Annotated in this window: 9 protein-coding genes; 5 read left to right on the top strand and 4 right to left on the bottom strand. The window is 66.3% G+C overall.

Going from position 1 to position 11,843, the window contains the following annotated elements; genetic code table 11:
- Positions 1 to 640 precede the first annotated feature (640 nt).
- Positions 641 to 2,611 (bottom strand): bifunctional tRNA (5-methylaminomethyl-2-thiouridine)(34)-methyltransferase MnmC2/FAD-dependent 5-carboxymethylaminomethyl-2-thiouridine(34) oxidoreductase MnmC1, encoded by a 1,971-nt coding sequence (mnmC, locus tag DPV79_RS23805; RefSeq protein WP_113046635.1) that lies wholly within the window; start codon positions 2,609 to 2,611, stop codon positions 641 to 643.
- Between the two features lie 388 nt (positions 2,612 to 2,999).
- On the opposite strand from mnmC, the gene DPV79_RS23800 reads away from it, so the two are divergent.
- The gene (locus tag DPV79_RS23800) at positions 3,000 to 3,278 is read left to right on the top strand and encodes an HU family DNA-binding protein (RefSeq protein ID WP_006401505.1); all 279 of its coding nucleotides are present in this window, start codon (positions 3,000 to 3,002) and stop codon (positions 3,276 to 3,278) included.
- Positions 3,279 to 3,396: 118 nt separating this feature from the next.
- Here the strand turns inward: DPV79_RS23800 and DPV79_RS23795 are convergent, their stop codons facing one another.
- Positions 3,397 to 4,710: a GTP-binding protein gene (locus DPV79_RS23795; RefSeq protein WP_113046634.1), complete on the bottom strand. Its 1,314-nt coding sequence runs from the start codon at positions 4,708 to 4,710 to the stop codon at positions 3,397 to 3,399.
- Positions 4,711 to 4,869: 159 nt separating this feature from the next.
- Positions 4,870 to 5,319: a lytic transglycosylase domain-containing protein gene (locus DPV79_RS23790; RefSeq protein ID WP_021160409.1), complete on the bottom strand. Its 450-nt coding sequence runs from the start codon at positions 5,317 to 5,319 to the stop codon at positions 4,870 to 4,872.
- Positions 5,320 to 5,686: 367 nt separating this feature from the next.
- Between DPV79_RS23790 and gspD the strand changes: the two genes are divergently transcribed.
- The 3 genes from gspD to gspF are packed head-to-tail and all read left to right on the top strand — an operon-like array spanning position 5,687 to position 10,750.
- Positions 5,687 to 8,032: a type II secretion system secretin GspD gene (gene gspD, locus DPV79_RS23785; protein ID WP_113046633.1), complete on the top strand. Its 2,346-nt coding sequence runs from the start codon at positions 5,687 to 5,689 to the stop codon at positions 8,030 to 8,032.
- Positions 8,029 to 9,528 (top strand): type II secretion system ATPase GspE, encoded by a 1,500-nt coding sequence (gene gspE / locus DPV79_RS23780; protein WP_021160407.1) that lies wholly within the window; start codon positions 8,029 to 8,031, stop codon positions 9,526 to 9,528. Before gspD ends, gspE begins: the two co-directional genes overlap by 4 nt.
- A 4-nt stretch (positions 9,529 to 9,532) precedes the next feature.
- Positions 9,533 to 10,750 carry a type II secretion system inner membrane protein GspF gene (gene gspF / locus DPV79_RS23775; protein WP_021160406.1) on the top strand — a complete coding sequence of 406 codons (1,218 nt, stop codon included), beginning with the start codon at positions 9,533 to 9,535 and terminating at the stop codon, positions 10,748 to 10,750.
- A 30-nt stretch (positions 10,751 to 10,780) separates the two neighbouring features.
- On the opposite strand, the gene DPV79_RS23770 is transcribed toward gspF, so the two are convergent.
- A complete protein-coding gene (locus tag DPV79_RS23770; RefSeq protein ID WP_027788737.1) occupies positions 10,781 to 11,191 on the bottom strand; it encodes a type II secretion system protein N in 411 nt (136 codons plus the stop codon).
- A 175-nt stretch (positions 11,192 to 11,366) separates the two neighbouring features.
- Here DPV79_RS23770 and gspG point away from each other — a divergent pair, with 175 nt between their 5' ends.
- Entirely contained in the window at positions 11,367 to 11,819 is a 453-nt protein-coding gene (gene gspG / locus DPV79_RS23765) for a type II secretion system major pseudopilin GspG (RefSeq protein WP_011350483.1), read from the top strand.
- The last annotated feature ends 24 nt before the right edge of the window (positions 11,820 to 11,843 follow it).

The raw sequence follows: 11,843 nt of genomic DNA, 5'->3' as shown, positions 1-11,843 counted from the left end.
AGCGACACAGGATCAAGCGTCAGAAATGGATGCGCGCCGGCTGGGTATCGCCCCGAATGTGATTGTTGTGTCGACGACGGCGGGACATGGGATCCGCCTGTTCCGCCACAGGGCGGAAAGTCGCTCAGGTTGCCGATCTGGATTGTCGGCCTGGTGTGTGAACGGACTGCGCAGTCTCGAAGATTCAGATTCGAAATCGTGCCGACCGTTCCATTGAAGCATGTCCGGCGCCTGGCCGGATGAACGCGAAGGAAACCGATTGTGCCACAGCTTTTTCGGTCTGGAACCCATTGACTCGACTCGCGGCGCTGTGCGGCACCTCAGGTCTTTGGTTTCAAAGGTTTACCTGTATATATACGTAGTAGAAGTTAACAAGGCGCGCACAGTTCTGTGGATAACTTCGGTTTACGTCGACGGATCAAGGTGTTGGAGAGCCCATAACCCGTTGCACAGGCTGTTCGTGCACAGAAGTTTCGATTGAGCAACTTTTGGGCCGCTTCACAGCTGTGCCGAGTTGCCCAGTTTACGTCCACTGTGATTGCACACGAAGTGCGCGCGGATTCCGCGTGGTTATCCACAGCGTCGAGTGGATAACCTTGCGCGAAAAAATCGGGAAACTGTGATCGGCCAGGGTGGCTGGTCAGCCGGCCTGGCTGACGCGGCGCGCACGCAATGCGCGGATCAGGAAGCGTGCGGGATCGACGGCATCGGCGAGTTCGCGTTCGAGCGGCCACGGCTCACCTTCGAGTTGCGATGCGATCAGTTCGGCGCCGAGTGCGGCCCATACGAGGCCGCGCGAACCGAAACCGAATGCGCCGTAGAGTCCGGGCATGCGCGGCAGGTCGCGCGCCTGCGCACCGCTCAGCGCGCGTGCCTTGGCGACGGCTCCTGCTTCGTCCGCGAGCGGGCCGATGAGCGGCAGACGATCGCCGACGACCCAGCGGAACGCAACGCGGCCGCGCAGCGTGCCTGGGTCCGGCACGTCGCCAATCAGGCCCGGCAGCAGATGGCGCACGCGCTCGAGGTTTTCCGCGTGACCGGCCGCGCGCATCGCGGGATCGACGTCGTCGGGCTCGAACGTCGCGCCGATCAGCAGCGTGCCGTCGTCGAGCGGTACCGCGTAACCGTCGCCGATCGCCGGGCACGGCAGCGGTGCCGTGCTGCCGGGGGGCAGCAACGTGAGCTGGCCACGCACCGGTTGCAGCGCGACATGCTGCAGCCCGGCGAGGCGCGCGGCATCGCCGGCATTCGCGAGCACGACGACGGGCGCTTCGGCCAGTGTGCCGCCCGCATCGTCGAGCGCATGCCACGTATCGCCCCGCCGTTCGAGTCGGGCCACGGCGGTGGACGCGAGCAAGCGCACGCGCTCGCCGGCCGCGTCGCACTGGGCCGCGCAAAGGCCGGCCGGCCAGACGGCGCCGCCGTGCGGAAACAGCAGGCCGCCGTGCGCGACCGGCAGGTTCAGATGGGCGCGCGCGGCATCGGCGTCGAGCAGCGATACGTAGTCGGACGGTGCGCCGAACGCATCGAAAGCATCACGCATCCGCGCGAAGTCGTCGGCCGATTCGGCGAGATGAATCATCCCGTGCGTGCTGCGCGCGAATGCATGGCCCGCGCGTTCGAGTGCGCGCCAGCGTGCGATCGCGTGCAGGAAGCCGCCGCGCGTGAGCCGGCTCGCGACGTTGTCGTCGCGCGTCATCAGCGGATGGAACACGCCGGCCGGATTGCCCGACGCCTCGCTCGCGATCCGGTCGTGCCGTTCGATCAGCGTGACCTCCCAGCCGCGCGCGGCGAGACGTTCGACGACCGCGCAGCCCGCCAGGCCCGCGCCGATCACGATCGCGCGGCGTGCCGCAACGGGCAATGCGAGCGGCGGCTCGTGCCGGCGCGCGCGCCAGCGCGGCGCGTATTCGCCGACGAGCATCACGAACTTGCCGGCAAACCCGTCGATCTTGCGATACGTGAAACCCGCGTCGGTGAGCGCCTGTTTCACGACGCCCGAACTCGAATACGTCGAGAAGGTCGCGCCTTCGGCAGCGAGGCGTCCGAGCGCGCGGAACACGTCGGCCGACCACATGTCCGGGTTTTTCGCCGGCGCAAAACCGTCCAGATAAAACGCATCGGCACGTGCGACGAGTTTCGGCAGCATCTCGCGCGCGTCGCCGAATGCAAGCGTGAGCACGACCCGCCCGTCGTCGAATTCGAGCCGGTGCAAACCCGGCACGAGCGTCGGCCACGCATCGGCAAGCATCGCGGCTTCGGCCGATATGGTTGTGTTCGCAACGATATGGGAAAGCGCCTTGCGCAAGTCGTCGCGCGAGAACGGGTGCTTCTCGACCGACACGAAATGCAGCCGCTCGCAACGTGCGGGATCCTCGCGCCATGCGGCCCAGGTCGCGAGGAAGTTGGCGCCCGTGCCGAACCCCGTCTCGACGATCGTGAACGTGCGGCGGCCTTGCCAGCGCGTCGGCAGCCGGTTGCCCGCGACGGACACGTAGTTCGCCTGCGCGAGCGCGCCCGCGACGTTGTGATAGATGTCGCCGAACTCGGGCGACACGAGCGTGCCGTCGTCGCGGATGGCGAGCGTGGCGGGAACAAGTCGGTCGGTCATGCGAAACAAAAAACGTGGCAGCCAAGCCTGGCAAGGGATTGCGCGGGGCCGTCCGTCCGGCCGTTGGAAAAAGCCAACGGGGCGGCGCACGGGCGGACCGCGCTGCGTATCCTGTCCGGTTGGCGCTGGTCAAAAAATGGGCAGTCCGTGATTCATTCGGCGAAATACCGATGAAAATCTTTGAAACCCTTGTCGTTATTGGGTTTGCGCTGCGCTATCATAGCAACGCCGTACCGCGGGGTGGCCGCCGGCATACCGGAGGGCGCGTCGCGCGGGCCAGGATTCGGCGCTGTGTCGTCGGAGTCTGACTCTCGACGGCACGGTTCGCGCACGTATAATCGGCGCGTTCGCGCTGTTCGTGTCAACCTAACCTGATAAAGGAACCTTAATGAACAAACAGGAACTGATCGACGCCGTCGCCGCCCAAACCGGCGCCAGCAAGGCTCAAACCGGCGAAACGCTGGACACGCTGCTCGAAGTCATCAAGAAGGCCGTGTCGAAGGGTGATGCGGTTCAGCTGATCGGCTTCGGCAGCTTCGGTTCGGGCAAGCGCGCAGCACGTACGGGCCGCAACCCGAAGACGGGCGAAACCATCAAGATCCCGGCAGCCAAGACGGTCAAGTTCACGGCTGGCAAGGCGTTCAAGGACGCCGTCAACAAGCGTTAATCCAGCGCCTGTTCCAAGAAAAACCCGCCTTTCGGCGGGTTTTTTGTTGGGCGCGCGCGGCATTTTCGCCACAGTCCGCGCCCCTCTTGCAAGATTTAACGGTTGTTTTTACAACGCGTTACACGTGCACGATCTGCGTGTCGCCGTGATCGTCGTCGTCGTGCGAATCGATGTCCCACGCCGGGAACGGATCGTCGAACGCGTGCCATCCCGCCGCGCCGAGCGCGAATTCCGCATCGGTCAGCAGGCACGCATCGAGTTTCTCGCGCCATGCATCCGCGTCGAGCGCGATGCCGATCAGCACGAGTTCCTGCCGGCGATCGCCCACCGCGCGATCGTCGAGATCGCCGTGCCATTCGGCGCGGATTTCCGCGAGCAGTTCGTCGTCGTCCGGCCATTCCGCGCGATCCTGCGCAGCCCACCACAGACCCGCCGGGCCATGCCGGCATACGCCGCCCGCCTGCGACAGCGAGCCTGCGATGTCGTTGCGCGTCGCGAGCCAGAAGAAGCCCTTGCTGCGCAGCACGCCCGGCCACTCCTGGTGCAGCAGCGCCCAGAGCCGTGCCGGATGAAACGGCCGGCGCGCGCGGTAAACAAAATTGCCGATGCCGAATTCGTCGGCTTCGCCGTGCACGTGCGCATGATGTTCGTCATGGCATTCCGGGTCGTCGCAATGCGTGTGATCGTGATCGAGCGACGCGAGCCAGCCCGGCGCATTCGCGGCCTCGTCGAAATCGAAACGGCCCGTGTTCAGCACCTCGTCGAGCGGTACGTTGCCGAACGTCGACACGACCTGGTGCGCGCGCGGGTTGAGGCGCGCGAGGATGTGCTGCAGGCGTGCGAGTTCGTCGGCGCCGACGAGGTCGGCCTTGTTGATCACCAGCACGTCGCAGAATTCGATCTGCTCGATCAGCAGCTCGACGAGCGTGCGGTCGTCCTCTTCCGAGGCGGCGATGCCGCGGGTTGCGAGCGCGTCGTCCGAGCCGTAGTCGCGGAGGAAGTTGTACGCGTCGACCACGGTGACGAGCGTGTCGAGCCGCGCGATCGCGGACAGCGACGTGCCGTCGTCGTCGACGAACGTGAAGGTTTCGGCGATCGGCATCGGCTCCGCGATACCGGTCGATTCGATCATGATCGCATCGAAGCGGCCTTCGGATGCGAGGTTGCGGATCTCGACGAGCAGGTCGTCGCGCAGCGTGCAGCAGATGCAGCCGTTCGACATCTCGACGAGGCGTTCCTCGACGTGCGACAGCGCCTGCGCGTCGCGCACGAGCGATGCGTCGATGTTGACCGCTGCGAGATCGTTGACGATCACGGCGACTTTCAGGCCCGCGCGGTTCGCGAGGACGTGGTTGAGCAGCGTGGTCTTGCCGGCGCCGAGGAAACCGGACAGCACGGTGACGGGCAACGGCTGGTTCATAGCCGGATTCATAGCGATACGCACCAACGGAAAAATTGAAAAAGCGGCCGCGGCGCCCTTCCGGGGCGCGATCGTCCCGCGGACGGGCGAAACTGCGGCGTGAGATCCGCATTGTGCATCAAACGCGCGCCGGCCGGCCGGTACGGCGTCAGGCCGCGACGGGCCGTTGCGTCACTGCACGGGCGGCAACAGCTTCCATTGCGTCAGGATGGCGGCGATCTGCCGCGCGTACTTGTCGCGCAGCGACGGTGTTTCCGAATGATAGGCGCCGACCGCCTGCCACGTGTTGCCGTAGCGGTTCATCTTCTGCTTGAGATGCCACGCGGCGATGTAGACGTTCTTGCACGGCTCCATCAGCGTGTCGCGGCCGATCCCGTAGCGCGACAGCGTCGGCAGGTGGATCGAATTGATCTGCATCAGGCCGTAGTCGACCGAGCCGTTCGTGTTCTTGTTCAGCGCGCCGGGCCGGTTGCGCGACTCCTGCCACGCGATCGCGCGCAGGATCAGCGGATTGACCTGCTGATATCTTGCCGCCTCGTCGAAACAGTCCGCGCGAGCGTTCGCGCTGGCGAAACACGCGCCGGCGGCGATCAACGCAATCGAGGCGAACCGTCTGTTCATGGTGCGGAATCGATAATAAATTGCGCGAAGGTCGGGAAAACCCGTGCCTGTTATTCGTGCGATGAGAAACGCGCCGCCCGTATCATACCGACAGTCCGTCAGCTTGCGACATACAGGAATACGGCAGCCCGGTTATACCGCATTTCCGTGTCGGTTCATCGTGAAACGGGGGCGATGGCCGGGATGCAGAGCATAGCGCCGAACATTACATATTGCATACGGCTCGCAGAATACATGTCGTATGTGAGACAGTCCTCGGGTCAATGTGATATTTCGGACATGAAAAACTGCTAATGTCGCCTCTTTAGGACTTGGATCCCAGCACTACCGCCGGAAGTGGCCTGAGCCGGCATCGACCCATTCATCCATGACAAGAAATCGCTTCGTTATGCGGCGTGTCGCCACGACCCTGATCGTCGCCGGCATCATCGTTTCGCAGGCCGCCTACGCTCAGGTCACGCTCAACTTCGTGAATGCGGATATCGACCAGGTCGCCAAGGCGATCGGCGCCGCAACCGGCAAGACCATCATCGTCGACCCCCGCGTGAAGGGGCAGCTCAACCTCGTGGCCGAACGGCCGGTGCCGGAAGACCAGGCACTGAAGACATTGCAGTCGGCGCTGCGGATGCAGGGCTTCGCGCTCGTGCAGGATCACGGCGTGCTGAAGGTCGTGCCCGAGGCCGACGCGAAGCTGCAGGGCGTGCCGACCTACGTCGGCAACGCGCCGCAGGCGCGCGGCGACCAGGTGATCACGCAGGTGTTCGAGCTGCACAACGAATCGGCGAACAACCTGCTGCCCGTGCTGCGGCCGCTGATCTCGCCGAACAACACGGTGACGGCATACCCGGCGAACAACACGATCGTCGTCACCGACTACGCGGACAACGTGCGGCGCATCGCGCAGATCATCGCCGGCGTCGACAGCGCCGCGGGCGCGCAGGTGCAGGTCGTTCCGCTGCGCAACGCGAACGCGATCGACCTCGCCGCGCAGCTGCAGAAAATGCTCGACCCGGGCGCGATCGGCAACAGCGACGCGACGCTGAAGGTGTCGGTCACGGCCGACCCGCGCACCAACTCGCTGCTGCTGCGCGCGTCGAGCGCATCGCGCCTCGCGGCCGCGAAGCGGCTCGTACAGCAGCTCGACGCGCCGAGCGGGGTGCCCGGCAACATGCATGTCGTGCCGCTGCGCAATGCCGATGCGGTGAAGCTGGCGAAGACGCTGCGCGGCATGCTCGGCAAGGGGAGCGGCAGCGACAGCGGCTCGTCGGCATCGTCCAACGATGCGAACAGCTTCAACCAGAACGGCGGCTCGTCGTCGAGCGGCAACTTCTCGACCGGCACGTCGGGCACCCCGCCGCTGCCGTCGGGCGGCCTCGGCGGTTCGTCGTCCTCGTCGGGGTACGGCGGTTCGTCGGGCAGCGGCGGCGGTCTCGGCAGCGCCGGCCTGCTCGGCGGCGACAAGGACAAAGGCGACGACAATCAGCCGGGTGGGATGATCCAGGCCGACGCGGCGACCAACTCGCTGATCATCACCGCGTCGGATCCGGTGTACCGGAACCTGCGCTCGGTGATCGACCAGCTCGACGCGCGGCGCGCGCAGGTCTATATCGAAGCGCTGATCGTCGAGCTGAACTCGAATACGTCCGGCAACCTCGGTATCCAGTGGCAGGTCGCGAGCGGCCAGTTTCTCGGCGGCACGAACCTGAACCCCACTGGCGGTCTGGGCAACAGCATCGTCAACCTGACGGCGGGCGGCGTGGCCAACGCCGCCGGCGGCATCACCGGCGGCGGGCTGGTCAACAATCTCGGGGCGCTGAGCCAGGGGCTCAACATCGGCTGGCTGCACAACATGTTCGGCGTGCAGGGGCTCGGCGCACTGCTGCAGTATTTCGCGGGCGTGAGCGACGCGAACGTGCTGTCGACACCGAACCTGATCACGCTCGACAACGAGGAAGCGAAGATCGTCGTCGGCCAGAACGTGCCGATCGCGACGGGTTCGTATTCGAACCTGACGAGCGGCAACACGAACAACGCGTTCAATACCTACGACCGTCGCGACGTCGGCCTGACGCTGCACGTGAAGCCGCAGATCACCGACGGCGGGATCCTCAAGCTGCAGCTCTATACCGAGGATTCGGCGGTGGTCGCCGGCACGACCAGCGCGCAGACCGGCCCGACCTTCACGAAGCGCTCGATCCAGTCGACGATCCTGGCCGACAACGGCGAGATCATCGTGCTCGGCGGCTTGATGCAGGACAACTACCAGGTGTCGAACAGCAAGGTGCCGCTGCTCGGCGACATCCCGTGGATCGGCCAGCTGTTCCGTTCCGAAACGAAGCTGCGCCAGAAAACCAACCTGATGGTATTCCTGCGCCCGGTGATCATCTCCGATCGCAGTACCGCGCAGGAAGTGACGGCCAATCGCTACGACTACATCCAGGGCGTGACGGGCGCATACAAGTCGGACAACAACGTGATGCGCGACAAGGACGATCCGGTCGTCCCGCCGATGCCGATCGGCCCGAGCCAGGGCGGCACGGCCGCGGGCAACCTGTTCGATCTCGACAAGATGCGTCGCCAGCAGCTGCAGCGCCAGGTCGCGCCGGTGCCGGCCCAGCCGTTGCCGGAAGCGACGCCCGCGCAGCCGCAGAGCGTGCCGCAGCAGGCCGTGCCGCAACAGCCGCTGACGGCCACGCCGGGAGCGTCGCAGTGAGCGACGTGCACGCCTCTTCCGCCCACGACGGCGCGCCGGGCGACCGCCAGCCGCCGTCGCCGCTCGCCGCGCGGCTGCTGCCGTACGGCTTCGCGAAGAGCGGCCAGGTGCTGATCGCGCACCAGCTCGACGATACGCTCGAGGTGTGGATCAGCGAACGCACGAGCGATGCCGCGCTCGCGGAGATCGCGCGCAACTTCGGCTCGATCTCCGTGCATCGCGTGCCGGCCGACGAGCTCGCGCAGGCGATCAACCACGCGTACGCGCGCCAGGACGGCAGCGCCGCACAGGTGGTCGGCGAGGTCGAAGGCGAAGTCGACCTGTCGCGGCTGATGCAGGACATCCCCGAAGTCGAGGATCTGCTCGAATCGGAAGACGATGCGCCGATCATCCGAATGATCAACGCGCTGCTCACGCAAGCGGCGCGCGAACAGGCATCGGACATCCACATCGAGCCGTTCGAGAACGCTTCCGTCGTGCGGTTTCGCGTCGACGGCACGCTGCGTGACGTCGTGCGGCCGAAGAAGGCGCTGCACGGTGCGCTGATCTCGCGGATCAAGATCATGGCGCAGCTCGACATCGCGGAGAAGCGCCTGCCGCAGGACGGCCGCATCACGCTGCGTGTCGGCGGCCGGCCGGTGGACGTGCGCGTGTCGACGCTGCCGACGGGCCACGGCGAGCGTGCGGTGCTGCGTCTGCTGGAAAAGGATGCGCAGCGGCTGAACCTCGAAGCGCTCGGGATGGGCCGCGACACGCTCGTCCAGTTCGACAAGCTGATCGCGCGCCCGCACGGCATCGTGCTCGTCACGGGCCCGACCGGTTCGGGCAAGACGACCACGCTGTATGCGTCGATGTCGCGGCTCGAAACCGCGACGACCAACATCATGACCGTCGAGGACCCGATCGAATACGACCTCGGCGGCATCGGCCAGACGCAGGTGAACGAGCGGATCGGGATGACCTTCGCCCGGGCGCTGCGTTCGATCCTGCGCCAGGATCCGGACGTGATCATGATCGGCGAGATCCGCGACCTCGAAACCGCGCAGATCGCGGTGCAGGCGTCGCTGACGGGCCACCTCGTGCTCGCGACGCTGCACACGAACGATGCGGCATCGGCCGTCACGCGTCTGACCGACATGGGCGTCGAACCCTACCTGCTCGCGTCGTCGCTGCTCGGCGTGCTCGCGCAGCGGCTCGTGCGCCAGCTCTGCCCCGTCTGCAAGGAAGAACGCCAGGAAGAAGGCCGCACCGTGTGGCATCCGGTCGGCTGCGACAAGTGCGGGCATTCGGGTTATGCGGGCCGGCGCGGGGTGTACGAACTGCTGCTGGTCGACGAGTCGATCCGCTCGCTGATCCACCGCAACGCGGCCGACGCGGAGATTCTCGCCGCCGGTCGTGCGGAAGGGATGCGCACGCTGCGCGACGACGCCGAGCGCTGGCTCGCATCCGGCGCGACGTCGCTTGAGGAAGTGTTGCGCGTGACGGGAGGCGCATAGCGCGATGCCGGCATTCCGTTTCGAAGCAATCGATTCGGCGGGACGCGCGCAGAAGGGCGTCATCGACGCCGACAGCGCGCGTGCCGCGCGCGGCCAGCTGCGTACGCAGGGGCTGACGCCGCTCGTCGTCGAGCCGGCCGCCAGCGCGACGCGCGGGGCGCGGTCGCAGCGGCTCGCGTTCGGCCGCAAGCTGTCGCAGCGCGAACAGGCGATCCTCACGCGCCAGCTCGCGAGCCTGCTGATCGCGGGGCTGCCGCTCGACGAGGCGCTCGGCGTGCTGACCGAGCAGGCCGAGCGCGACTACATCCGCGAACTGATGGCCGCGATCCGCGCGGAAGTGCTCGGCGGCCATTCGCTTGCGAATGCGCTGGGCCAGCATCCGCGCGACTTCCCCGAAATCTATCGCGCGCTCGTCGCGGCCGGCGAGCACACCGGCAAGCTCGGCATCGTGCTGTCGCGCCTCGCCGACTACATCGAGCAAAGCAACGCGCTGAAGCAGAAGATCCTGCTGGCGTTCACGTATCCGGGGATCGTCACGCTGATCGCATTCGGCATCGTCACGTTCCTGCTGAGCTATGTCGTGCCCCAGGTCGTCAACGTGTTCGCGAGCACGAAGCAGCAGCTGCCCGTGCTGACGATCGTGATGATGGCGCTGTCGGATTTCGTGCGGCACTGGTGGTGGGCGATCCTGATCGCGGTCGTGCTCGTCGTGTGGTTCGTGAAGGCGACGCTGTCGCGTGACGGCCCGCGGCTGCGCTTCGACCGCTGGGTGCTGACCGCGCCGCTCGCGGGCAAGCTCGTGCGCGGCTACAACACGGTGCGGTTCGCGAGCACGCTCGGCATCCTGACCGCAGCCGGCGTGCCGATCCTGCGCGCGTTGCAGGCGGCCGGCGAGACGCTGTCGAACCGCGCGATGCGCGCGAACATCGACGACGCGATCGTGCGCGTGCGCGAAGGCTCCGCGCTGTCGCGCGCGCTGAACAACGTGAAGACGTTTCCGCCGGTGCTCGTGCACCTGATCCGTTCCGGCGAAGCGACGGGCGACGTGACGACGATGCTGGATCGCGCGGCCGAAGGCGAAGCGCGCGAGCTCGAGCGCCGCACGATGTTCCTGACGAGCCTGCTCGAGCCGCTCCTGATCCTGGCGATGGGCGGGATCGTGCTCGTGATCGTGCTGGCCGTGATGCTGCCGATCATCGAGCTGAACAACATGGTGCAGTAACGGCCCGACAGTCGATCAGGCCGCTACCGTTCAGCGCATGTAGATCGCGGGGGACGGCGTGTTCGCCGGCAGCTGGATTTCGGCGCGGGCGCCGTTGCGGTCGACGACGATCGAGCGGGGGCGGACTTCGGCGAGCTTCGCGCCGGGCGTGACCTCCGCGCCGAGCGACACGGCGCGCGGCGGTTCGCCGCCGACGCCGACGATCGCGGCGGCACCGCGATCGAGCGAGAGGATGCCGAACAGGTGGATGTCCTGCACGGGATTCTTGTCGAGCTGACCGCCGAAGAGCGCCGCGGCGTCCTCGGTACGGATCGGCAGCCGCGCGGCGGCGGCGGGCAGCGGCGCTTCACGGGCTGACAGCGTGACGACCCAGTAGGTGGCCGTCGCGCACAAACCCGCGAAGAGGGCTAGGGAGAGGATCCGGATCGAGAGCGCGTTCATGCGCGCTATTGTACGGATCTATGTGAAATTTGCGTTGGGTGAAAGCCCTCGGCAATGCGCGCCTTACAATGCGTGCTCCGCGCCCGCGGGTCCGGAAGGTTGCCGTCAGGCAATCGTCCGGTGCACCGGGCGCGTCACCCAACCAACGACATTTTTTGGAAAGAGGTAGTCAGTCATGCAAACGTGGATCACTCGCCGCAACGCGGCCGTGCGTCGTCAGCGCGGTTTCACGCTGATCGAGATCATGGTGGTGGTCGCGATCCTCGGGATCCTGGCGGCGCTGATCGTGCCGAAGATCATGAGCCGCCCGGACGAGGCGCGCCGCATCGCCGCGAAACAGGACATCGGCACGATCATGCAGGCGCTCAAGCTGTACCGTCTCGACAACGGCCGCTACCCGACGCAGGATCAGGGCCTGAACGCCCTGATCCAGAAGCCGTCCACCGATCCGATCCCGAACAACTGGAAAGACGGCGGTTATCTCGAGCGCCTACCGAACGATCCGTGGGGCAACGGGTACAAGTACCTGAACCCGGGCGTGCACGGCGAGATCGACGTGTTCAGCTACGGTGCCGACGGCAAGGAAGGCGGCGAAGGCAACGATACCGACATCGGTTCGTGGCAATAAGCGCTCACTGACCGGCCCGACGCT

This window comes from Burkholderia reimsis (assembly GCF_003294055.1).
In the GTDB taxonomy this organism is placed as follows: Bacteria; Pseudomonadota; Gammaproteobacteria; order Burkholderiales; family Burkholderiaceae; genus Burkholderia; species Burkholderia cepacia.
Note: the sequence above shows the minus strand (reverse complement) of the source record. Positions and strands in the feature narration are given on the sequence as shown.